The sequence below is a fragment of the Shewanella piezotolerans WP3 genome (assembly GCF_000014885.1).
Lineage (GTDB): Bacteria > Pseudomonadota > Gammaproteobacteria > Enterobacterales > Shewanellaceae > Shewanella > Shewanella piezotolerans.
The window spans coordinates 5316363-5340409 of sequence record NC_011566.1; the positions used below are offsets into that span (position 1 = coordinate 5316363).

24 protein-coding genes and 2 pseudogenes are annotated in these 24047 nt (G+C 46.5%); 23 read left to right on the forward strand and 3 right to left on the reverse strand.

Going from position 1 to position 24047, the window contains the following annotated elements; translation table 11 throughout:
• Positions 1 to 34 precede the first annotated feature (34 nt).
• The 10 genes and pseudogenes from fliF (at position 35) to ltrA (ending at position 11545) form a co-directional block, all read left to right on the forward strand.
• Entirely contained in the window at positions 35 to 1753 is a 1719-nt protein-coding gene (gene fliF / locus SWP_RS22570) for a flagellar basal-body MS-ring/collar protein FliF (RefSeq protein ID WP_020915034.1), read from the forward strand.
• 83 nt (positions 1754 to 1836) lie between these two features.
• On the forward strand, positions 1837 to 2823 hold the full coding sequence (locus SWP_RS22575) for a flagellar motor switch protein FliG (protein ID WP_044556200.1): 987 nt from the start codon (positions 1837 to 1839) through the stop codon (positions 2821 to 2823).
• A complete protein-coding gene (fliH, locus tag SWP_RS22580) occupies positions 2823 to 3581 on the forward strand; it encodes a flagellar assembly protein FliH (RefSeq protein ID WP_020915036.1) in 759 nt (252 codons plus the stop codon). Before SWP_RS22575 ends, fliH begins: the two co-directional genes overlap by 1 nt.
• Complete coding sequence (locus SWP_RS22585) at positions 3568 to 4911, forward strand: FliI/YscN family ATPase (protein WP_020915037.1); 1344 nt, start codon at positions 3568 to 3570, stop codon at positions 4909 to 4911. Before fliH ends, SWP_RS22585 begins: the two co-directional genes overlap by 14 nt.
• A complete protein-coding gene (locus SWP_RS22590) occupies positions 4908 to 5321 on the forward strand; it encodes a flagellar FliJ family protein (protein ID WP_020915038.1) in 414 nt (137 codons plus the stop codon). Before SWP_RS22585 ends, SWP_RS22590 begins: the two co-directional genes overlap by 4 nt.
• A 1065-nt stretch (positions 5322 to 6386) precedes the next feature.
• On the forward strand, positions 6387 to 6728 hold the full coding sequence (locus SWP_RS22595) for a 2Fe-2S iron-sulfur cluster-binding protein (protein ID WP_020915039.1): 342 nt from the start codon (positions 6387 to 6389) through the stop codon (positions 6726 to 6728).
• 179 nt (positions 6729 to 6907) lie between these two features.
• Complete coding sequence (gene sigZ, locus SWP_RS22600; protein ID WP_020915040.1) at positions 6908 to 7450, forward strand: RNA polymerase sigma factor SigZ; 543 nt, start codon at positions 6908 to 6910, stop codon at positions 7448 to 7450.
• Positions 7451 to 7517: 67 nt separating this feature from the next.
• The gene (locus tag SWP_RS22605; RefSeq protein WP_020915041.1) at positions 7518 to 8231 is read left to right on the forward strand and encodes a glutathione S-transferase family protein; all 714 of its coding nucleotides are present in this window, start codon (positions 7518 to 7520) and stop codon (positions 8229 to 8231) included.
• Between the two features lie 303 nt (positions 8232 to 8534).
• Positions 8535 to 8672, forward strand: a pseudogene (locus tag SWP_RS23780) (IS6 family transposase); the annotation flags it as partial.
• A gap of 1400 nt (positions 8673 to 10072) precedes the next feature.
• Positions 10073 to 11545, forward strand: a pseudogene (gene ltrA, locus SWP_RS22610) (group II intron reverse transcriptase/maturase).
• 343 nt (positions 11546 to 11888) lie between these two features.
• Here ltrA and SWP_RS22615 read toward each other — a convergent pair.
• The 3 genes from SWP_RS22615 to flgA all read right to left on the reverse strand — a co-directional run bounded on the left by SWP_RS22615 (position 11889) and on the right by flgA (position 13504).
• Positions 11889 to 12347, reverse strand: a complete 459-nt coding sequence (locus SWP_RS22615; RefSeq protein WP_020915043.1) for a flagellar protein FlgN — start codon at positions 12345 to 12347, stop codon at positions 11889 to 11891.
• Entirely contained in the window at positions 12340 to 12621 is a 282-nt protein-coding gene (gene flgM / locus SWP_RS22620) for a flagellar biosynthesis anti-sigma factor FlgM (RefSeq protein ID WP_020915044.1), read from the reverse strand. Before flgM ends, SWP_RS22615 begins: the two co-directional genes overlap by 8 nt.
• A 136-nt stretch (positions 12622 to 12757) precedes the next feature.
• Positions 12758 to 13504, reverse strand: coding sequence for a flagellar basal body P-ring formation chaperone FlgA (gene flgA / locus SWP_RS22625; RefSeq protein ID WP_020915045.1), 747 nt, complete (start codon positions 13502 to 13504; stop codon positions 12758 to 12760).
• 84 nt (positions 13505 to 13588) lie between these two features.
• Here flgA and flgB point away from each other — a divergent pair, with 84 nt between their 5' ends.
• The 13 genes from flgB to SWP_RS22690 are packed head-to-tail and all read left to right on the forward strand — an operon-like array spanning position 13589 to position 24021.
• The gene (flgB, locus tag SWP_RS22630; RefSeq protein WP_020915046.1) at positions 13589 to 13939 is read left to right on the forward strand and encodes a flagellar basal body rod protein FlgB; all 351 of its coding nucleotides are present in this window, start codon (positions 13589 to 13591) and stop codon (positions 13937 to 13939) included.
• Positions 13940 to 13947: 8 nt separating this feature from the next.
• Positions 13948 to 14367: a flagellar basal body rod protein FlgC gene (flgC, locus tag SWP_RS22635; protein ID WP_020915047.1), complete on the forward strand. Its 420-nt coding sequence runs from the start codon at positions 13948 to 13950 to the stop codon at positions 14365 to 14367.
• Positions 14367 to 15032: a flagellar hook capping FlgD N-terminal domain-containing protein gene (locus SWP_RS22640; RefSeq protein WP_020915048.1), complete on the forward strand. Its 666-nt coding sequence runs from the start codon at positions 14367 to 14369 to the stop codon at positions 15030 to 15032. Before flgC ends, SWP_RS22640 begins: the two co-directional genes overlap by 1 nt.
• A gap of 22 nt (positions 15033 to 15054) precedes the next feature.
• The gene (flgE, locus tag SWP_RS22645) at positions 15055 to 16263 is read left to right on the forward strand and encodes a flagellar hook protein FlgE (protein ID WP_020915049.1); all 1209 of its coding nucleotides are present in this window, start codon (positions 15055 to 15057) and stop codon (positions 16261 to 16263) included.
• A gap of 9 nt (positions 16264 to 16272) precedes the next feature.
• Positions 16273 to 17007 carry a flagellar basal body rod protein FlgF gene (locus tag SWP_RS22650; RefSeq protein WP_020915050.1) on the forward strand — a complete coding sequence of 245 codons (735 nt, stop codon included), beginning with the start codon at positions 16273 to 16275 and terminating at the stop codon, positions 17005 to 17007.
• A gap of 23 nt (positions 17008 to 17030) precedes the next feature.
• The gene (flgG, locus tag SWP_RS22655) at positions 17031 to 17816 is read left to right on the forward strand and encodes a flagellar basal-body rod protein FlgG (RefSeq protein WP_020915051.1); all 786 of its coding nucleotides are present in this window, start codon (positions 17031 to 17033) and stop codon (positions 17814 to 17816) included.
• 52 nt (positions 17817 to 17868) lie between these two features.
• Positions 17869 to 18543, forward strand: a complete 675-nt coding sequence (gene flgH, locus SWP_RS22660; RefSeq protein ID WP_020915052.1) for a flagellar basal body L-ring protein FlgH — start codon at positions 17869 to 17871, stop codon at positions 18541 to 18543.
• Between the two features lie 30 nt (positions 18544 to 18573).
• A complete protein-coding gene (locus SWP_RS22665; protein ID WP_079891976.1) occupies positions 18574 to 19053 on the forward strand; it encodes a flagellar basal body L-ring protein FlgH in 480 nt (159 codons plus the stop codon).
• Between the two features lie 37 nt (positions 19054 to 19090).
• Positions 19091 to 20221, forward strand: coding sequence for a flagellar basal body P-ring protein FlgI (locus SWP_RS22670; protein ID WP_020915053.1), 1131 nt, complete (start codon positions 19091 to 19093; stop codon positions 20219 to 20221).
• The gene (locus SWP_RS22675; RefSeq protein WP_020915054.1) at positions 20221 to 20637 is read left to right on the forward strand and encodes a rod-binding protein; all 417 of its coding nucleotides are present in this window, start codon (positions 20221 to 20223) and stop codon (positions 20635 to 20637) included. The genes SWP_RS22670 and SWP_RS22675 overlap by 1 nt, the downstream gene beginning before the upstream one ends.
• Before the next feature lie 45 nt (positions 20638 to 20682).
• The gene (flgK, locus tag SWP_RS22680; protein WP_020915055.1) at positions 20683 to 22056 is read left to right on the forward strand and encodes a flagellar hook-associated protein FlgK; all 1374 of its coding nucleotides are present in this window, start codon (positions 20683 to 20685) and stop codon (positions 22054 to 22056) included.
• 9 nt (positions 22057 to 22065) lie between these two features.
• Positions 22066 to 22983: a flagellar hook-associated protein FlgL gene (flgL, locus tag SWP_RS22685; protein ID WP_020915056.1), complete on the forward strand. Its 918-nt coding sequence runs from the start codon at positions 22066 to 22068 to the stop codon at positions 22981 to 22983.
• 18 nt (positions 22984 to 23001) lie between these two features.
• Positions 23002 to 24021 carry a hypothetical protein gene (locus SWP_RS22690; RefSeq protein WP_020915057.1) on the forward strand — a complete coding sequence of 340 codons (1020 nt, stop codon included), beginning with the start codon at positions 23002 to 23004 and terminating at the stop codon, positions 24019 to 24021.
• Positions 24022 to 24047: the final 26 nt, after the last annotated feature.

Sequence of the window (24047 nt, forward strand, 5' to 3'; positions counted from 1 at the left end):
TCAAGTGATATATTTGGGGAAGGATTACTAGACGATGTCGACAACAATAACCCAAGCCGAGGCTCCAGTAGCTAATACAGCTACCACCAATGCAGGCCTTAACACCCTAAAAGAGAAATGGCGGGATTTTAATCGCGGTGACCGCCAAGCAGCGGTGCTTGCTATCTTCGCTATCGTCGCAGCCTGCGTCATCGTACTTATGTTGTGGAGTGCCAGCCAGGGCTATCGTCCTTTGTACGGCAATCAAGAAAATGTTGATACTGCGCAAATCATCGAAGTTTTAGAATCAGAAGGGATCAGCTATCGATTAGATGCCAGCAGTGGTTTAGTTCTTGTGGTAGAAGATAAACTCGGCCGAGCACGGATGTTACTTGCAGCTCGAGGCGTAAAGGCCAAAGTGCCTTCAGGCATGGATTCTCTTGATAGCTCAGGAATTGGTACCAGCCAATTTATGGAGCAAGCTAAATATCGCTATAGTTTAGAGGGCGAGCTATCTCGCACTATCATGGCACTCAAAGCCGTACGTAGCGCAAGAGTTCACTTAGCGATACCAAAGAAAACGCTGTTTATTCGTCAGCAACCAGAGTTACCTTCAGCATCAGTTATGCTAGACCTCTACTCAGGCAGCAATATCCAACCTGAAAATATCGAATCTATCGTCAATTTAGTCGCAGGTAGTGTGACTGGTATGACGCCTGAGCGAGTGCAAGTGGTAGACCAAAACGGTAATCACTTAAGTTCAGCGATTAGTGCAAACAAAGACATAACCCAAGCGAGAGATCGACAACTTAAATACACCCAAGAACTCGAACAAAGCTTGATCGGTCGTGCCTCAAGTATGTTGCAACCAATACTTGGCCAAGACAATTTCCAAGTACAGGTTTCTGCAAAGGTAAACTTTAACCAAGTGGAAGAGACCAAGGAGTCTCTTGACCCTGTATCCGTGGTGACCCAAGAAAATCAAAGCAGCAATGAAACCAATGCCGACATGGCACTGGGTATCCCTGGAGCATTGAGCAACCAACCGCCAGCCGCCACTCCCGAAGAGAACAACAATCGCCGAAACATTAATCAAAAAGAGAGCAGACAGTTCGATGTGGGTCGCTCAGTAAGACACACCCGCTTCCAACAAATGCAACTTGAAAACCTGTCAGTTTCAGTGCTACTCAATAGCCAAGCGGCCGGAGAGACAGGTTGGAGCCAGCCACAGCTCCAGCAACTCAGTAGCATGGTTCAAGACGCCATTGGGTTCTCCCAAGCTCGAGGTGACCAGTTCAGCATTAATAGCTTCGAGTTCGCGCCAATCACAGTCGCCCAGTTTGAGCCTATGCCTTGGTGGCAAGGTGAAAGCTACCAAGCTTACTTACGCTATTTTATCGGTGCAGTATTAGGCCTAGGGATGATCATTTTCGTGCTGCGACCACTGGTTGCACACCTTACTCGCACCGTTGAATACAACCTTAAAGATGATGGCAGCAATATAGAGCCGAAACGCATACCACCTGCAGACGTTTCACCAACAGACTTAACACTGAATAATGATAACAAAGACGATCCGCAAGCCATGGCTGACAAACTAATGGGCCTAGATAAAAACCCTAGCAATGGCGAATGGAGCTCTGATATAGGCCTACCAGCTGCTGGCTCACCACTTGCAGTCAAAATGGAGCACTTAAGCTTACTTGCTAATCAAGAGCCAGCCAGAGTTGCTGAGGTCATCGGTCACTGGATTAGTGAAAAAGATGAGCAGTAAATCTCATTATCACATCCTTAATAGCATTCTAGCTTTGAACATAGGTAGTCCCAACTGTGAATAATAGCGAACCCGTAATAAAGATGGATAATCTAGAACAAGCCGCCATGTTGTTACTAAGCATGGGTGAGAAAGGCGCTGCACATGTCATGGCACATTTAGATCGCAATGATGTGCAGCACCTGAGCCATAAGATGGCGCGTCTTTCGAGTATCACTCAGCATGAAGCCGAAGCTGTACTGGGGCGATTCTTCAAGGGCTATCAAGAGCAATCTGGTATCGCTCGCGCATCACGTTCTTACTTGCAAAAAACATTAGACTTAGCCCTAGGTGATCGGGTCGCAAAAAGCTTGATCGATAGTATTTATGGCGATGAGATAAAGACCTTAGTTAAAAGGTTAGAATGGGTTGACCCACAATTACTTGCCCATGAGATAGCCAACGAACATAGCCAACTGCAAGCCGTTTTACTGGGATTACTGCCCGCTGAAAGCGCTGCACAAGTGCTACAAGGCTTACCGGAAGCTGGCCAAGATGAAGTACTCGTTCGTATCGCTCAATTAGGCGATCTCGACCGAGAGGTGGTCGATGAACTGCGGCAATTAGTTGAGCGCTGCATGCTGATGGCTATGGAAAAAAGTCACACACAAGTTAGCGGTATTCGACAAGTCGCCGATATCTTAAACCGATTTGAAGGTGATAGAGAGCAGCTGATGGAGATGATCAAGCTTCACGATCGGCAGTTAGCCAATAATGTCGCCGACAACATGTTCGACTTTATTATTTTAGGCCGACAGAAAGCTGAAACCTTGCAAGAAATTATGGCTGCCGTTCCTGCCGATGTGCTAGCGCTGGCCCTCAAAGGTATCGAACCTGAGCTTAAAACCGCCCTCCTCACAGCGCTTCCAAAGCGAATGTCATCGGCGATCGAGACCCAAATTGAAGCCATTGGCACCATTCCATTAAGCCAGGCGATTGCTGCTCGCAAAGAGATCATGGAGATCGCTAAGCAGATGATGGACGAAGGAGAAATCGAGTTGCAACTATTTGAAGAGCAGGTGGTTGAGTAATGACTAGTGCTAGTAGAAAACCTTTGCCACACTGGAGGCTGACTGGCGATCATGCTCGCAAGCATCGTTTCTCACCACTGGTGACTATCGAAACCAACCAAGAGCAAGCTGAAGGCAATTGGCAGGACTTCCAACAAGCTTTTGACAAGGGCTATGACGAAGGAGTGCAAAAAGGCCATCAAGCCGGCTTTGAGTCTGGTGCAGAAGAAGGGCGAAAAGCAGGCCATGCGGCGGGCTTTCATCAAGGTCGAATCGAAGGTCAACAGAAAGGCAAAGACAGTATCGATGCTGATCTCAACAGCATAATTGCTCCTTTGGGAGCGCTAAAAGCACTGCTTGAAGAAGGTCATGCCGAGCAAGTCAGCCAGCAGCAATCACTGATTTTAGAACTGGTAAAACGGGTTTCATTACAAGTAATACGGTGTGAGTTAACCTTGCAACCGCAACAGATCCTAGGCTTAGTCGAAGAGACATTAGCTGCGCTGCCAGACGATCCTTCTCAAGTGAAGATCCACCTAGAGCCTAGCGCAGTAGACAAACTAAGGGAATTGGCTGCCGATAAAATTCAAGATTGGAGCTTAGTTGCCGATGCCAGCATTAGCGCTGGAGGTTGCCGTATAGTCAGTGCGACTTCTGATGCTGACGCATCCGTTGAGACCCGCCTAAATAGCTGCATGGCACAAGTAGAGAACCATCTACAGCAATCAACCACACAGAACGTCACCATCACACCTGAGGCCCAGGTTGAAACTGCATAGTAATATCCTTGATTGGCCTAATGTTCCCGTCGCACAAGTATACGGCCGTTTAACCCGTGTAAACGGCTTGCTGTTAGAGGCCGTAGGCTGCCAGTTAGGCACAGGAGATCGCTGCTATATCGAGTGCCGTGATCAACATAGAGTAGAAGCTGAAGTGGTTGGCTTTTATAGAGATACACTGTGTCTAATGCCAATCGAGCCTACTGACGGCCTTATGCCCGGTGCGCGAGTCATGCCAATAGAGGGGCGCTATCAAATCCCCTCAGGCCAGGGCCTGCTCGGTAGAGTGCTGAATGGACTTGGCCAACCGCTAGATGATCTTGGCTGTATTAAGCATATGCCGCATGTGCCGCTGCAATTTAAAACCACTAACCCCTTATTACGTAAACCAATCAAAGAGCCACTCGATGTGGGGATTAGAGCCATTAATGCACTGCTCCCGGTTGGTCGCGGGCAACGCCTTGGACTTTTTGCCGGCTCAGGAGTCGGTAAAAGCGTCCTGCTAGGCATGATGACCCGTTTCACAGAAGCCGATGTAGTGGTAGTTGGGCTTATTGGTGAGCGCGGCAGAGAGGTTCGCGAATTTATCGACGAATCATTGGGTGAAGAGGGGCGCAAACGCGCGGTTGTGGTTGCCGCTCCCGCAGACACCACACCACTGATGCGCATGCGCGCGATGCGCTTATGTCATCAAATTGCTGCGGCCTATCGCGATCAAGGCAAACAGGTACTGCTGCTGGTCGATTCATTGACTCGCTACGCCCAAGCTCAACGAGAAATAGCCTTAAGTTTAGGAGAGCCGCCCGCCACTAAAGGCTATCCGCCTTCGGCGTTCGCCCAGCTGCCAAGCTTAGTAGAGATGGCAGGCAACAGCCAACACCCTACTGGTACCCTAACCGCGTTCTATACCGTACTGACCGAGGGTGATGATCAACAAGATCCTATTGCTGATTCAGCTAGAGCGATTTTAGATGGTCATATCGTTTTAAGCCGAAAATTAGCTGAACAAGGGCATTTCCCGGCGATTGATATTGCCGCCTCGGTCAGTCGACTAGCCACCCAAGTCGCAAACGAAGAGACATTAAGACAGGGGCAGTGGTTTAGGCACATAAACAGCCGCTATAACGAGATCCGGGATCTGCTGCCGCTAGGTGGCTATCAAGCCGGACATGATCCAGAGATGGACCTGTCGGTCAGTGCTTATCCGCATATGGCGACCTTTTTAAAGCAGCCGATTACGGTAGCAGCGGATCACGCACACAGCATTGATGCGTTAACCCAACTCGTAAATAGTATGGGATATACCTCAGCGAATACGGAGCAGTCATGAAGCAACTATTACGACTTTGCCAGCAAGAGGAGAAAAAACTGGGCCAACTAGGTCAGCAGCGCAGCGAAGCTCAAAACAGAATCGACTCCTTGTCGCAACAAAAGCAGCTATTAAGCCAGATGGTAAAAGAGTATACCGAGCTAAGTTGCAACGCACTGTCGCCAATAACGCTGCAAAATAGCGCCCAGATGATAGAAACGATCGCACCAATGCAAAAGCAGCTGACTCGCAAGCAGTTATTATTGCAGCAGGAACATCAAAGAATGGATAATTTATGGCGCCAACAGCTGGGGCGTCAGCAAGGAATAAAGTGGCTATATCAAGAACGAAAACAGCAACAGCGAGCACAACTCGAACGCCAAGAGCAAAAACAGCAAGACGATTTCGCCAGTCGTTATGCCCTATCCTGATTGATGTTTACGAGATCTAACCGTTAGGGCTAATTTGGGTTTGATCAATTAGTGTTTACCTATAAGTAAAGGTGAACCTAATCAGCTGCAGCGGGTGCTGGACAGGATGCCTGAATGTCGTGAGCATACGGATATGTAAGAACGACCGCATATGCAGACACTTCCGTGACACGCTATAAATATATCCCTGTCATAGACAGTCACGCCCGTACCTACAGCGGGTAACTGTGTGATTCAATTTATCCCCTTGCGGTTTGAAGCTTAATGCGGAAATGCGCCAAAGTGAGTTGGCCTTCTATTAGTTTTATCAAGCTACGCTTGACCTAAGTCGTGGCGCTTCGCCCATTCTTGTAGCAGAGAGTAGAGCCAAGGGGCAAAGCGCTTCCGCCCCTTGACAATCCCTCAGCACCCCAGACGAAGTTGTCTCCCTCGTACTTATTTGAAATCACCTAACGCTTCCGATGGGACATCTGATGTAAATGGATTTACGAATGCCGTGATGGCATAGTCAATGATGTTCCCGACATCATATAGACATTTGCCATATCCATATGGGTCAGATGCCAAAGAACGGCCTGTCCCGCGAAAGCTATGCCCAACTCTGATAGGCAGGATGCCTGAATGTCTTGAAGTGCATGGATGCATAAGAAAGACCGTGTGGGCATTACGGACTTTGGTTTATGAAGAGTCTTCAACGTACTTCGGCAACTCCGATGGGGAGTTGTGTGTTCTGTAAGTTTTTGAAACTAACTTTGCCCCGAAACGAGTTACGAGCCATTTCCAGTACCATAACTTTATCTAATGATGTAAACACTGAATGAGTCAGGTAAACCTCTAGCTGACTGATAAAACTGTGGCCAACTTAACTTGACCACTACATACCTGCGCGTTGTGGAGTGCCGAAAAGTGTATATAGTCCTCATCAACCCGCATACATCTTTCCAACTGTGCCATCACAATTTAGCTTTTCAAATAAAGCCTAAATAAATTTCGTCTTTTTCCAATGTCTATCGTCTTATAGTCACAACGACTCATTTATTCAATGGCTTTTCTAGGAATTAAAGTATGAAATTATTTTCACTAGCATCAATCAAAATCGATAATCAAGAGATCCTCATCAGCCCAGAAGATAACAACTTAGTCGAAGTGGCCGCAAAACTCAAAATTGATATTCCGGCACCTTGCTTGAAAAATAAACGTAAAGATGGTTGCTGCAAAGCCTGCTTAATTGAAGTCGATGGGAAGCAAAGCTATGCTTGTGCTACTAAACCGATAGCAGGCATGAATGTCACCGTACGTACTAAAGAGCTAGATAACATTCGAAAAGAGTCGATAAAAGAGTTTAAAAACCTAGCTAGAACGGGAACATCATCACCTTGTCAATGTTCATGTTCTGGTACTTGCTAGAAAATTGATGTTACTTGGTGCCATAGACAAACAGGCTTGGTATTTTATTTGCTATTGTTGAAGTTCAATAGAGTTCGGAGCAGAGACTAACCTAAGCGCATGATATTACCCCAATGCTGAGGCATCTTTTCACAGTTGCCTTTAGTTATATGATTTTTTATCCTTTTAGGAGGTGACTGATGAAGCTTGAACAAATTTGGTCTGCTTATCGAAGTAAGTTGAAAGCATTTTTACATTCAAAAGTTTCAAATCCAGCAGATGTTGAAGATTTGCTGCAAGATATATTAATAAAAACCCACAGTAGTCTTGGTAGCCTGCAAAAAGGCGACAGTATTCAATCGTGGTTGTTTCAAATAGCAAACCGAACGACGATCGATTTTTATAGGAAAAAAAATCGTATCAAAGAGTTAGAACCTGAAGAACTCTGGTATGAAGAAAGGAAAGAGAATATCAAAGCTGAGCTTGCTCCCTGCATTGAACCCTTTTTAAAAGCATTACCCGACGATATGGCTCAGCTATTGCGAGCCGTCGACTTAGAGGGACAATCCCAAAAAGCTTATGCTGAGGAGTTAGGTCTCAGTTACACCACACTTAAATCCAGAGTACAAAAGGGAAGATCTGAATTGAGGGGCTTATTTGAAGGTTGTTGCCATTACAACTTAGATTCACAGGGTAACTTGCTCGAATTTGAGCAAAAATCGGTTAACTGCAAAAAATGCTAAATAATATCGTCTTTTTCATTCTGCGCCCGTCTTACATACGAAACTCATTCATAATAAAGGTTTAAAAATGTTAAAAATAGTTAGCTATGTAATATGTCCATTCGTCCAACGTATTACTGGTTTACTCGAAGCTAAAGGTGTTCCTTACGAAATTGAATACATTAGTCTTAAGGATAAGCCACAATGGTTTCTCGACATTGCACCTAACGGCCAAGTGCCACTGCTGATCACCGAAGATAATATTGCATTATTTGAGTCCGATGCGATTGCAGAGTATCTAGATGATGAATTTCCATTGCTTAGACCAGAAATAAACAAATCCGCTTGTCGTGCAAGGCAGAGAGCTTGGGTTTTTCAGGGAACCAAACTTTATCTTAAACAGTGCAGCCATATGCAAAGTGGCAATCAGCAAATATTTGAAGAACGGCAAGAATCTATGCATAATCAGTTTGCCAAGGTTGAGAGCTTTCTCAGCGGCCACACTGGAACCAAATATTTCTGTGCCGATATTATAGGTAACATCGATATTGCTTGGTTACCTTTGTTTCACCGCGCAGCGCTGGTTCAAAAGCACTCTGGAACCAAATTGTTTGAAGGATTTCCCCTTTTACAAATTTGGGCCGACAACGTGATGGCTACAGGTATTGCTGCAAAAACGGTTCATGATAGTTTTGAAGACAGTTTCGTCAACTTTTATTTAAGTGATAAGACTTACCTTGGTGGTGGAAACAAAACTAGTAATGGTGGCTGCGGTGGTTCATCTATCTCTTGTTGTGGCTAGGTCTACGTTGCAAGTACGAAATAACAAATGCCTCCCATAGACATGAAAGCCCAGATAATTATCTGGGCTGTGGTTTTATAATTAACACCAATTTAATTTGACACCTTCTAGACTCAGAATTTACCTCCTATCCAGTTTCATTAGACTGTAGTGGCATACTAAATTTGACTGCTGTTTGATTAGCCAGATGTTATCTTCACACGGAGTCACGATCTTAGTCATCATTTTATCTTGGAGTTGCATGGCGTATTAGATTATTTGGCTAACTCACTTTGGTCCAGGTACGTCTGAGAGTGATCGCCCCAAGGCTTTGAGTCATTAAGAATGTTAAATAAAGGCCAGTTTGATTTTTGGTTACGGGGAGAGCAAAATTATTCCGTTGTGCGGGAGATACCTGACTTCATGAATAGATTATTCAATGTTGAAGTGATTTACGCGTAATAGCCAGTCAATAACAGGCGAACTCCGCCTCCTTAGATTATTTGCAACTACCCAGTCTAACCTCCACACCATCCTGCATGAGGATAAAGGGGTCGGAGCTAATTAGGGGACTAAGATACTTTTTCTAATCAATGTCAGGTTAGCTAGACTCCTTACTCTAAGCCATTTCTGTCCAAAAATGAGTTAACGACTACCATCGACTTGCAAGTATTCATCTGGGTTGGTCTGTGCAAGCTTCTAAATCATGGATGATTTAGCAGAGCCTATAGGGATATATTCACGGCGACTTGCAAAAGCTCAATACAGCTGAATTACCATATATTTTCTGAACCCTTATACTGACCTTTAAACTCTTTGTGCTAAGGCATTCCAGTCCATTAATGAGCTTGCCCGTTGGGCAAATACCTAGCGACTAACAGCCATTACAGACTCACCTAATACACCACTCCCCATCGGAGTTGCCGAATTACGTTGAAGAAATAGCCGTAATGCCCACACGGACGTGGGCATAGCTTTCGCGGGACAGGATGTCCCATCGGAAGCGTTAGGCTATTTCGAATAAGTATGAGGAAGACAACTTCGTTTGGGGCGCTGAGGGATTGTTAAGGGGCGTAAGCGCTTTGCCCCTTGGCTCGGGTGTGGGCGAAGCGCCACGACCTTGGGCAAGCGAAGCTTGATATGTGGCATAACCACGACTTTAGTTGTTAGACGCAGCCTAACTCTGGATAAAGAGTATAGGGGGCGGAGCTAATTAGAGAAATTCCCATACTTTGTCTAATCAAAAACTCATGAGCTAGAGCAGATTTTCTAGCTCATTTATGTCCGTGCGACCTGAAGTCGTATGAAGCGTTGTTCACCACGGTAAGAGTGAACCATCTGTATCACCAGATGACCCTAAGACTCTGAATAAAGTAGCGAGTCTGACAATGTAACGATATTTGGCTTATGTCAAATGGGAACTGAATCGTGAGAGGACGTTCTTCCTGATAACCACAATCGGGTAAGTGCTAGGGTGTCAGTATGATGAACGTATGTGAATCCATGTAAGGTGCGTTATATGAGAAACAGCGGAAGTGGTTAATACGCTGTGGCCAAAAGGCACGAGAGTTGGAAAGAGATTGGACAGTGCTCTTTCGTGATCAAATAACTCTCCGCACTATAGTGGGCATCTAACCTGACGTGCGCGACATACGGAACAGGGTAAGCCTGTATTGCTCCCTTTGGGGAAAGTGGCCTGCGAAGGCTACTGATAGTGATGTAGGTAAAGGAGGCTGGAAAAAGCGAAAGCCGTGTTGTAATGATGCGGATACAGGTTGTTATCTGGCGCAAAAGCGAGCTGACTTCTAGCTGGTCTCCCGTTGCAAGATGATTTGAAGAACTTTATTCAAGGAGAAACGCAAATGATGGCTTCAATCGAAGTTAGTGCATCTCCTGACAGCGCTCAATGGCAATCCATTAACTGGAAAGCGGTTAAGCAACATGTATTAAAGCTTCAAATGCGCATTGCAAAAGCAACCCGAGAAGGTAAACACGGTAAGGCGAAAGCGTTGCAGTGGATATTAACTCACTCTAAATCAGCAAAATTGCTTGCAGTTAAAAGAGTTTCTCAAAACAAAGGCAGCAAAACACCTGGAATCGACGGGATCATTTGGAACAGTGATGCTCGTTGTATAGGTGCGGTCAATCAACTGAGTAGAAAGGGCTATCATGCCAAACCGCTCAGGCGGATCTACATCCCCAAGAAAAACGGCAAACTCAGACCTTTAGGCATTCCCTGCATGATAGACAGAGCGCAACAAGCGCTTCATCTTCTCGCCTTGGAGCCTATTTCAGAAACGGCAGCCGACCTCAATAGCTATGGCTTTCGACCTAACCGAAGCGCAGCAGATGCAATTGCACAGTGCTTCAAATGTTTGTGTATGAAGCGCTCTAGTCAGTGGGTTCTTGAGGGAGATATCAAAGCCTGTTTCGATAAGATTGGTCATCAATGGCTCATCGATAACATTCAATTAGATAAGCGAATGCTGAAACAATGGCTTGGATGTGGTTATGTTGATAAAGGATTGTTCTACAAAACAGCAGAAGGAACACCGCAAGGCGGGATAATCTCCCCAACGCTGATGTTACTGACGCTGGCTGGGTTAGAACAGTTGGTTAAGTCTATTGCTTGTAAAACAGGGAATAGAGTCAACTTTATCGGGTACGCAGATGATTTTGTTATCACAAGTTCTTCGAAGGAAGTGCTCGTCAATGAAATCAAACCGCAACTCATTGGCTTTCTACAGGAAAGAGGCTTAACACTCTCTGATGAGAAAACGCACATAACTCATATCGATGATGGTTTTGACTTTCTGGGATTCAATCTTAGGAAGTACAAAGGCAAACTGCTCATTAAACCGAGCAAGAGTAACGTTCTATCATTTTTGAGTAATCTACGTGAATTCATCAGAAAACATCCAACAATCCCCGTTAACGATTTAATCAAAATATTGAATCCGAAACTGAGAGGATAGGCGAACTATTATCGCCACAGTGTTGCAAAGCAAGTTTTCGGTTATGTAGGCCATCAACTTTTCTGGCTGTTATGGCGATGGGCGGTAAGGCGTCATCCAACGAAAAGTAAGGACTGGGTGAGGCGTAAATATTACATGAATCGCATAGGTGGGTGGCAATTCCATGGCTGGCAGAAGATTGCCAACATGGACTGCCATTTTAATCTGGTTCAGATAGCTCAAACGCCGATAAAAAGACATGTGAAAATCAGGAGCGCAGCTATACCTTACGACCCCGAATACGAAGCTTACTTAAGTAAGCGGAAACGGGCAAAGGAAGGCAGAAACTCTTGGTTTGATCCTGTTTTGGCTGCTATGTAGGGTGCTGGGTAACAGAATACGCCTTTGTGGAGGCTTGAGCCGTATGCAGTGAAAGTTGCACGTACGGTTCTTAGGAGGGCGGCACTTGGTAACAAGTGCCGCCTATCCGACAATAACGAGTTTGGATCTAATATTAGCTACTCACTTGCTTTGAGCTATGCAAGCTTCTAAATCATGGATGATTTAGTAGAGCCTATAGGGATATATTTACGGCGGCTTGCAAAAGCTCAAGGCAGGTGAAATGCATATGATTGCGATACATTCTCTTGACCTACCTTTAAACTCTTGGTGATGACTCGATTTTGTCCAAAAAAAGTCAACAGGTATGCTGGCTCACGATAAACTAACGCTGCTCACCATAATCTACAGCTGGCAGCTCATCTCGTTGTAAGATCTGATTAATGACCTCCTGCTGCGCGACCAATAATTTGCCATTGGCTTCATTCATCTGCTTGCTCTCTTTGACTAATGAAACCAAGTTGTTCCACAACATAGACACTTGCTCAGAAGAAGGCTCTGGCAAACGTTCAATCAAAGAGCGTACTCCGCTAGCAGTCGCTTCAAAGCCCAAGGATTTGAGCATTTTTCGCCGCTCGCCAGCCTTTATCATTAGATTGTGGCACAGATGAGATTGGTGCTCATTATGGTGATGTAAGCCTTGGTTATCTCGACTTTGCATCAGCTCTCGTTGTCGTTTGAGCAAACTCTTAAGCTGCTTATACCCATCAATGTCTTGACGGATCCCACGCACGATACCTTGAATAATCTCTCGTTTAGCATTTTTACTCATTGGCTCAACCATGCTGTAACACCATCGCGTCGGTCAGCTTGTCGATATTCAAATCGAAGCTGCCGTCGATCAAACTTTGTCTCACCTCAGCCACTTTAGCCATATCAACATCAGGTAGCTGTTCGAGTCGCGATTTGCCATGTGCAATAAGTTTACAATCATCGCTGACAACGGCTGTTGCCGCAGCGACTTCTGCACTTACTTTTAAAGGCTGTACAGCGCCTCTATTGCTCTTATTAGTGCCCATTTCGGTGTTAATCGCACTATTGATTTTGTTGATTTCCATACAGGTCCGCCTTCATATACGCCCACTATAAGAAGTAGAGCGACTGAATATGCATCATTCTAAAATCAACGGTGGAGTTTATTTTGGCAATGAAGAGATAATTTGGGTTGCTGATAAACCAAGCAACTGACAGGCATTAAAATTGAGTTGCTACACGCCCTTTCGCAATTGGATAAGCAGAGATTATCTTACCAGAGCTCAAGTTACGCACTCGAATAGCTTTCCCCTCGCCACCAGCCTCCAACGCTTCTCCAGACATATTGGCGTAAAAGCCATTACTGCGTGCTTCGATGATCACTTTATCACCAATATTTACCCACTGAGGTTTACCGAGTTGCTGAGCTTTTATAACGCGATGACGACGTAATTTACGCACCACTTGCTGGCCGATAATCTGTTCGAGTTCGGTGACTAAATCGCGATCTGACACAGACAACTTAACTTGCTGCCATTCGATATCTGCAGCCGAAATGTGTTCGCCACGCTTAAGGATACGATTGGCAACAGGTAAGCGGGCACTCACTTGCACCGATGCTCGCACGTATAGATTCCATCTTGGCGAGTCACAGCCCACTCTTCGCTGAACATTGCCCAATGGCAGTGCACCAGAGCTTTCAATTATCAACGCTGTAGGACAAGATTTTAGTTTACTCGCCCCTGACGGCAGTCTCACTTTCACCACACTATCTACCTTTGTGAGACCAGCTTGTAGCTGCCAACCATCGAGCTCTTTATTGAGTAATTGGGTTAACTGCCGTTCAATTTGTTGTTGAGCCGAGACAGTCTCCTGCGCCATAACCTGCTGCGGAAGTAAACAGGAAAACATCAGTAGGAAGCAGGAAACACAGGTTCCGTCTCTTAACACCCTATAAAGATAAGCCATTGATAATCCTAATGTAAACTTGTTGGCACACTAATTGGATAGGTAGAGCATAACTAAACTGCATTCACCATACAAGGAGTCGCAATGGCTATCAACCTCGAAGCCGCATTAGGCATTCATCCGCAAACATTAGATTTCAGGGTCGAGCGAAGCAAAATGCTCGCGGGGAACTTAGCCAATGCTGAAACTCCTGGTTATAAAGCCCGCGACCTTGATTTTAAGGCCGTGATGAGTCAGCTCAATGCCGGAATGTCACCGAGTCGAGATTATCAAGCAAGCTATCGCATTCCATACCAAAGCTCTGCCGATCAAAACACGGTTGAGCTAGGAAAAGAACAAGCAAGATACTCACAAAATGCCATGGATTATCAAACCAGCCTCACTTTTCTCAATATGAAAATTTCTGGCTTACGCTCCGCTATCGAAGGTCAATAGGCGCCATTATGTCATTTTCAGAGATTTACCAGATTGCCGGTGCAGGCATGAATGCTCAAACAATTCGACTCAACACCGTAGCCAGTAATCTCGCCAATGCTGGCGCGGCAGCTGAAAGTCCAGACCAGGCCTTTCGCGCACTTAAACCTGTGTTCTCTACGATCTACAAACAGACCCAAGAGGGTCAAGTTGCAGGTGCACACGTCGAAGTATCTGCCATTGTCGAAACCGATGCCCCCCTCGACCTGCGCTACGAACCGGATCACCCCTTTGCCGATGAGCAAGGCTACGTGGCCTACTCAAACGTTAATACTGTTGAAGAGATGGCAGACATGATGGCCGCAAGTCGCTCATTTGAAACCAGTGTAGAAGTGATGAACCGTGCTCGCTCAATGCAGCAAGGTCTATTACAGCTAGGAGCTAAATAATGAATGTCACTTCCACCAGCAATAACAGCGACGTTGCCAGCTCAGCCGATGTCATGAACTCTCCGGGGAATGATGCCGCTGCAATTAAAAACGAATTTATGACGCTGATGATTGCGCAGATCAAGAACCAAGACCCTACCAATCCGATTGATGGCACTGAGTACGTTACTCAACTAGCGCAGTTCTCTCAGGTAGAAAGCTTAGAGCAGATGCGCGCCAACCAATCTTCACAAATGGTGATGATGGAAAACCTCGGCATAGTGCAATCCGCACACCTTGTCGGTAAAAATGCCATGGTGCCTGCGACTGAATTCAACATCGAAGACAAGCCACTTGATGGCAAAGTCTACTTAGGTAGCGCAGTTGAAAACCTCAGTATTGATCTGGTCGATGAGTTTGGTGATGTAGTGCATACCATAGAGCTTGGATCACAAGAAGCTGGCGATACGGCATTCACTATCGATCCCGCGGCTCACGGGCTAACTCCTGGTGATTACAGCATAGTGGCTAACACCACCAACGGAGAAGTGACTGCAACAGCAGATACCTTTCTCAAAGCAGAAATTGAAAAAATACATTTTGTCAGCGCCTCAGGAATGATGATGGCAGAGCTTGGCAATGGTCTAGGCACGTTGTCAGTGCTAGAAATATCTGAAGTCTCATAACTCGTTAGCAAAGGATTAATCGATGTCTTTCAATATTGCGTTAAGTGGCCTACAAGCGACCACACAAGATCTAAACACTATCAGTAATAACATTGCTAACTCTTCAACTGTTGGCTTTCGTAGTGGACGTAGTGAGTTCTCTGCCATTTATAACGGCGGCCAAGCTGGCGGCGTTAACGTCATGTCCACCAGCCAAAACTTTTCGATGGGCGGCAGCTTAGTCTATACCGGTCGCCAACTGGACATGGGCATACAGGGCGATGGATTCTTTGTACTTAGCAGCCAAGATGGCAATACCATGTACGCCCGTGCAGGCATGTTTAATCAAGATGCCGATGGCTTCGTTACTGACCCTGCTGGTAACCGACTGCAAGGATATTCGGTGAGCGGCACGGGTAACCTGCAAACAGGTAACGTCACCGATCTACAAGTTCAAGCTGGAGCCTTGCCAGCGAAAGCAACCTCAACCATTGGACTTATCTCAAACCTGGACGCACGAGTCGATCCTATCGATCCAGTGGTTAATCCATTTGATCCTGACAATGCAGCGACTTACCACTCATCGAGTACTGTTGCAGCCTATGACTCGCTCGGAAATGAGCACGCTCTTACCCAGTATTATGTCAAAACAGCCGACAATACTTGGTCGGTACACTACATGATGGATGACGTTGATGTGACGCCAGCAGCTGGCCATCAACTCACTTTTGACTCAGACGGTATGCTCACCGGCGGTGACTCACTGACCCTTAATATTAATGACCCTGCCATTATTGGCGGAGCTTCGACTTTGAACCTAGCACTGGGTTACGACAAGAGTACTCAGTACGCCTCTGACTATAACAACTCAAGTTTAAATCAGAACGGCTATACCTCAGGTGAGCTTAACGGTATTCGACTTGATGAAAGCGGCATGCTTTACGGCACGTACACCAATGGTCAAGAGCAGCTTCAAGGACAAGTGGTTCTGGCGGATTTTAATAACCCCAATGGCCTCATCCCAGTCAGCAACAACGCATGGACAGCAACCAATGCCGCTGGCCAGCCAATAGTTGGTACGCCTACAACTGGCACACTCGGTTCGGTTGCGTCAGGTTATTTAGAGGGCTCAAACGTCGATACCACTGCTGAAATGGTGAGCCTAATGACGGCGCAACGTAACTACCAATCTAATGCCAAAGTGCTCGATGCCAATTCGACCATGCAGCAAGCCTTGCTCAACGCAATTTAAGGGACACTCATGGACAGAATGCTTTATACCGCAGCGACCGGTGCAGCCAGAGTGATGGAAGCGCAAGCTATTCGAGCCAATAACTTGGCCAATGCCGATACCACAGGCTTTAAAGCAGATCTTGAGCGGGTCAATGCAATGAGCGTTACCGCGACAGGCAATAGCCTGCAAACACGCGTGCTAGCACAAACCCAAAGCAGCGGTTTTAGCCAGCAAAGTGGCGCGCTCAACCCAACTGGCAGAACCTTAGATCTAGCAATTAACGATGCGGGACTGTTCTCGGTCATGACCGATGACGGCGAAGGTTATACCCGCTCAGGTGCCATAGTACCCGACGCCAATGGTCAACTGACCTTAGATGGCCGCCCTATTGCCGGAGTCGATGGTCCCATTGTCCTTCCTGAGTACCGCGAACTGTTTGTCGGTGATGATGGCCGACTAAGCATTGTGGCTGACGAGAACGGCATTATTGAAGAGGTCGGCCAGCTAAAGCTGGTTAATCCGGATATGAATATCATGTCTAAGGGGCTCGATGGCTTGCTCTACACCCAAGATCGCCAGCCCTTACCAGCGAATGATGAGGTTACGGTGAGCAGCGGATTTTTAGAAGCCAGTAACGTGCAGGCAGTGGGGGAACTCATCGCCGCCATGGATCTAAGCCGTCAGTTCGAGATCCAAGTCAAATTAATGAAAAGCGCCGAAAAACTTGCAGAAGCAGGTAACAGGCTACTTAGAGACGCCTAGCGCAAACATAAAGGATTAAGCAGATGCAATCAGCATTATGGGTCAGCAAAACAGGTTTGACCGCTCAAGATACCAAAATGACAACCATAGCCAACAACTTGGCTAACGTGAATACCACAGGTTTCAAACGCGACCGTGTCGCGTTTAACGACCTTTTTTATCAGGTACAGCGCCAACCAGGCGGCCAAGTCGATGAGCAGAATGAACTGCCATCAGGACTACAGTTAGGTACTGGTACGCGGGTAGTCGGTACGCAAAAAGTCTTTACCTCAGGAGACATGCTGACAACTAACCAACAATTGGATCTTGCAATTGAAGGTCAGGGCTTCTTTCAAATTGAGGAGTCCAATGGTGATTTAAGCTTTTCTCGTGATGGCCAGTTTTACCGCAACAGTGAAGGATTAATGGTGACCTCACAAGGCTTGCCGCTGGTGCCAAATATTGAGATCCCAGAAGAAGCTCTCACCATCACGATTGCCACCGACGGCATCGTCTCAGCCCAGATGGCAGGTCAAGCCGATGCCCAAGAGCTAGGACAAATAACATTGGTTAACTTTACCAACCCCGCGGGACTCGAAGCACGCGGTAACAACTTATATCGCGAAACTGGTGCTTCAGGCGCTGCCATTGAAGGGGTGGCAGGCGACCAAGCATTGGGTCAGATCCGCCAAGGAGCGCTTGAGGGTGCCAACGTCAATGTGGTGGAGGAGATGGTAGAGATGATTTCGACTCAGCGGGCCTATGAAATGAACGCCAAGGTCGTTTCTGCATCAGATGACATGCTCAAATTCTTGAACCAAGCCTTATAACACTGAGGCTAGCTAACGCTTAGCTCAATTAATTGACTTGAAAAGGATCACCATGCAACAACTACGGATAGGACTTGGAATCGCGATGCTTGTATTACTTTCAGGCTGTGTTGCGCACTTTCCAGAGCCAGATACCGAGCCAGGTAAACCTGAGTGGGCCCCCCCAGAAATTGATTACAGCCTACCCGATGCCAAAGATGGTAGCGTTTATCGTCCCGGTTTTATGCTGACCCTGTTTAAAGATAAGCGTGCGTTCCGTGAAGGCGACATTTTAACCGTTGCGCTGGATGAAAAAACCTATTCAAGTAAGCGTGCCGATACCAAAACCAATAAAGCGAGTGGTTTATCTATTGATGGTCAGGGTACAACGGGCAGTAACAGTGTTGCGGGTAGCGGAGAAGCCAATATGGGGCGTTCTTTTAATGGTACTGGCTCCAGTACCCAGCAAAATCAGCTGTCGGGCTCAATCACCGTCACCGTTGCCAAGGTACTGCCTAACGGGGCACTGCTTATCCGCGGCGAAAAATGGCTCAGACTCAATCAAGGGGATGAATACTTACGTCTGCTTGGTTTGATCCGCACCGATGATATTGGCAATGACAATACTATCTCTTCTCAGCGCATCGCCGATGCACGAATTATCTATGGTGGCCAAGGTGCAATATCGGACAGCAATCGCATGGGTTGGGCCTCTCGTTACTTTAACAGCCCTTGGTTCCCGCTATGAGTTATAAGCTAATCTCCTTGGGGGCATCCAATGAAGTTTAATCACTCCCTTTCGAATAATAATTTAAAGAGTTTACTCTCTCATTTTTCACCACAAAGCATGTTTCCCAATTTATTCACAGGGAGGCATCATTGCCGCGAAGGCGACACCTTAATAGTCACTTTAAACAAGGGTGTAGGACCGAACCTGGATTCAATAACTCAAGATACTGACATTGTTAGCGATCAACAGAAGCGGCTCGCGGGCTCAATGACTGTAACGGTTAACAAGCGGCTGCCAACAGGCTCACTATTTATTAGCGGAAAAAAGTGGTTAACCCACACAGATAAAAGCGAGTACTTGTATCTACTAGGGATAATACAACCAGAGGATATAGGCGCTAACAATGACATCTCCTCCCAGCGCATTAACGATGTAAGGGTTCTGTACATTGGCGAGGGTTCCCTGTCAGAACGTAGCCGTCATGCTTGGACCTCAGGCTACTTCAGCAGTCACTGGTCTCCGCTATGATCTTCAATTTAAATGCTCAAAATGTACGGTGTACTAAATGAATAAAATAGCGCTATTTTTAGTCGGAGCCCTATTAGGCTTAACGCCGCTTTTCAACGTTCAAGCCGCAGCGCAAAATCGCTATTTGATGGACATTGTCGACGTTCAGGGAATACGTGATAACCAGCTGGTTGGCTATGGTTTAGTGGTTGGTCTGAATGGCACGGGCGACAGAACTCAAGTTAGATTCACCAGTCAGTCCATTGTCAACATGCTCAAACAGTTTGGAGTGCAGATAGATGACAAGATCGACCCAAAGCTGAAGAACGTGGCCGCTGTTGCGGTGCATGCAACAGTTCCAGCTCTTGCCAGCCCAGGGCAAACTCTTGATATCACCGTTTCCTCGTTAGGCGATGCTAAAAGCTTACGCGGGGGCACATTATTAATGACGCCGCTAAGAGCCGTAGATGGAGAGATCTATGCCGTCGCTCAAGGTAACTTAGTGGTCGGCGGCGTGTCTGCGCAAGGACGAAATGGCACCTCGGTGACAATCAATGTTCCCACAGTAGGCAACATCCCAAATGGTGCGCTATTAGAAGCGCCGATGCACAGTAACTTCAATGAAACAGAGAAGATTGTCCTAAACCTTAGGGCGCCAAGTTTTAAAACCGCGCGCAACATTGAGCGAGCCATCAATAACCTTTTTGGCCCCAGCGTAGCAGAAGCAGACAGCAGCGCTAAAGTTCTGGTTCGTGCTCCAGCTACAAACCGCGAACGCGTCACTTTCATGTCGATGCTCGAAGAATTGCAGATAGAGCAAGGACGAAAAGCACCTCGAGTCGTATTCAACAGTCGCACTGGTACCGTCGTTATGGGTGGCGACGTGGTTGTGCGAAAAGCGGCGGTCAGCCACGGTAACTTAACTGTCACCATCGTAGAGCAGGAGTTTGTCAGCCAACCAAACGGCGCATTTTTAGGCCAAGCCCAAGGTGAAACCGTAGTGGTATCTGATAGCCAAGTTGATATAGATACTGGCAACGGACATATGTTCGTTTGGCCAGAAGGTATTGCGCTCAACGATATCGTTCGTGCGGTAAATAGTTTAGGCGCCTCCCCCATGGATTTGATGGCCATCTTGCAAGCCCTAAATGAAGCTGGCGCCCTAGAAGCTGAATTGGTGGTGATCTAATGAAACTCGATAATAACCATAGCTATCTAAATCAACTTAACGCTTCCGAGTTAATCCAAGCCAATGGTGAGCATGGTGCACTTAAGTTAGTTAGCCAACAGTTCGAAGCACAGTTTCTACAAACTGTGCTTAAGCAGATGCGCTCTGCATCGGATGTGATGGCAGATAAAGATAGCCCACTGTCTTCGCAAAATAACGGTATGTACCGTGACTGGCATGATGCGGAGCTTGCAGGGCGACTCAGTCAGATGCAGAGCACCGGGCTTGCCAGCGTAATGAGCAAACAATTGGAAGGCGCGCTTAAGTCTCAACCCGAGATGGTCGCTTCTAATAGTCATACGACTGCAAATGCCAATACAACAGCCATGCAACCAGCATTAATAGTGCCATTCATTGCTAAGCCGCAAGCGCAGTAACTTTGGTGGCAGTCATGCCACCTATGACAGATATAAGGACACACTATGAGCATGCTCAATATTGGTATGTCGGGGTTAAACGCCAGTATGGCAGCCCTCAATGCCACTTCCAATAACGTCGCCAATGCAATGGTTCCTGGCTACTCTCGTCAGCAGGTGATGATGAGCTCAGTCGGCAACGGTGTATACGGTAGTGGCGCAGGTGTGATGGTCGATGGTGTTCGTCGTATATCAGATCAATATGAAGTGGCGCAGTTGTGGAACACCACCAGCAATCTAGGCTTTGCCAAGGTGCAATCAAGTTATTTTGGTCAAGTTGAACAAGTTTTTGGTTCCGAGGGCAATAGTATATCAGCCGGACTTGATCTGTTATTTGCATCGCTCAATTCCGCCATGGAACAACCCAATGAAATTGCTTATCGTCAAGGCGTGCTAAACGAAGCGAGAGCGATCAGCCAAAGGTTTAACTCAATCAGCGAAGGAGTCAGCTCCCAGATCACCCAAGTCGAAGGTCAAATAGGTGCCTCAGCTAAAGAGATCAACGCTCAACTTGATAGCATCGCTAAGTTCAATGCCGAAATACAGGCCGCTAATGCCAATGGCAATGTACCACTGGCGTTACTTGATGCACGCGATGCTGCCATCGATGACCTCTCTGAAATAGTCGACGTTAAGGTGGTTGAAGAGTCTAATGGCCTAGTCAATATCTCTCTTGCCCAAGGGCAACCCCTGCTTGCGGGAACAACAGCATCAAAAATTCAGGTCTCACCGGATCCTGCTAATCCACAATTTAGTCAAATAAGCATTCAGTTTGGTCAATCAAACTTCCCGCTCGATGAAAAAGCTGGCGGCAGTTTAGGCGCCTTAATTGATTACCGTGATAATAGCTTGGTCGACTCTATGGCTTTCATCGATGAGTTAGCCATGACTATGGCGGATGAATTTAATGCAGTGCTTGCAGGCGGTACCGATCTTAATGGTAATCCACCGACCCAAGACCTGTTTAGCTACGATCCCAGTAATCCTGCTGGCAGCATGAAAATCACCGCTGGCTTCAACGCTGATATGTTGGCTTTCGGCAAAGATGGTACCCCAGGTGACAATAGCAATTTAAAGGATTTGGTTGAACTAGCGAATGCCAGCTTCACTTTTAACTCGTTAGGCGTAGATACCACTATGGGAGATGCTTTTGCCAGTAAAGTTGGTGAATTAGGCTCTGCATCTCGTCAAGCGCAAATGGCGGAAGACACAGCAGTCAAACTGCAAATGGAAGCACAATCACAATGGGCCAGCACCAGTGGGGTAAACATGGATGAAGAGGGCACTAACCTCATTATCTATCAGCAATCCTACCAGGCTAACGCCAAGGTCATTTCGACCGCAGATCAGCTTTTCCAGACTATTTTAAACAGTATCTAAGGATCTCTTATGCGCGTGAGTATGCTCAACCTTTACAGTAATAACCTGCAAAGCTTACAAAACTCGACGGCTGATATCTCCAAGCTAAATCAGATGATGGCGACGGGTAAGTCGATACTGCGCCCCTCTGATGATCCTATCGGTTCGGTCAAAGTCATTGGCGGCCAGCGCGACTTAGCAGCCACCAACCAGTATATTAAAAATACTGAATCATTGAGCACTAGCTTCAGCCGCGCCGAAACTTATATGTCGAGTATGGTTGAGCTGCAAACGCGTATGCGAGAGATCACCGTTGCCGCCAACAATGGCAGCCTATCACCGGAAGATAGAGCAGCGTATGCCGCAGAGATGGAGGAGCTGTTAGAAGCCTTTACCGATACCGTAAACGCTAAAGATGAAGGCGGTAACTATCTGTTTTCAGGTAATCTCACCGACACAGCACCAATAAGCAAAGACGCCAGTGGAAATTACCTGTATCAGGGTGATAATAACCACCGTGAAGTACAAACCTCAGGCTCATCTTGGATGACAGCAAACGTTACAGCATCTGAGTTTCTGTTTTCCAATGGCAGCTCAGATATTCTGAATCAAACCCAAGATTTCATCAATGTATTGAATGACCCTAGTTTAGCGCCGGGTGACCCGACCTTTAGCCAAGCGGCAACCGATATGTTAACTAGCTTAGATGATACCCTCACCAGTATTAGCTCGGCGATCACTGACATTGGTGGCAAGCAAAACACCATCAGCCTTATACAAACTTCCCATGAAGAACGCGTCCTGTTCAATGAAGAGGTCATAGGTGAAACTGAAGGGCTCGATTACGCTCAAGCCACTGCAGAGTTTAATTTAAAGCTCACTGCACTCAAGGTCACCCAGCAAACATTCGTACAGGTGACACAACTTTCACTGTTTAATCATATGTAAATAAGGTGCCACTGACTGATGCTCCAGGGTATTACTGACACATTAAATATTCAGCAGCGCAGCCAATCGGTTGCGCCAGCCATGGGCGCTCAACAAGTACTAAAGGACCAGCAAGCATCAAATGTAGCCGCGATTCCCACTCATCGACTTGAAAGCTACAGTAAGTGGGCAAAAGTCACCCAGGGGCAACATAAAATCAGCGCCTCTCAGGTTGCAGAGCAAGGATTACAACAGGTAAAAGCTCTACTGAAGCAACTACACAATCAAGCAAAACAGTCGCTGAATATGCAACAGAGCACACTACAACAATCGAGAGCCAAACAATTACAAAAGCAACTTGCCCAACTTGATATTCGTTATCAAGATCAGCCATTGGTCGATCACCAGCTCAACCTCATCTCGGCGACAAGACCAGCCGCAAAGCATAACTTCAGTTTAAAATCTGTAGATTTGAGTGTAGAGAAACAGCGTGATGAATACATTACAATCCAACTCGGGAGCGACAGTTCCCGAGTCTTATTGCCCGCTAATGAAACAGCCAACAGCTTAGTCCAACACCTAAGCAGCGCGCTGCAACCTTTAGATATACTGGTCGCGGTAAATAAAAGCGGTAAATTTGTCTTCCAAGGCAGTAAATCTCAATGGCAACAAGCGCAAGCTGGGTTATTGATGACCGGACAAGGCCAACGTCTACCTGCAGGAGAAGCGAGAAGTATCAAAGTCAATGAGGAGCTCAACTGGCAAGACCCTAGAGAGTGGCGATTTGGCAGTAACGAGGAGCTAAAGCAAGCCATTGCTAAGATAGCGAAATCACTGCATAAAGTTGAGCTACAGTTACAGGAACTAGCTGAAAGTAAGCAAAAAATCCAGCAACAACTACAGCGCATCAATAGCCAAAAACCAACCGCTGCTGACTTAGATACGACCATGAATAAACTGACGAGCCTAATGCAACCCTCACCGTTTAATTTGCAGGTGACCTCTTTAATGGCGCAGGCCAATATAACTCGCACTCAAGTCTCAGCACTGCTGTCATAAATAGCCAGCAACAGTAAATCCTATCG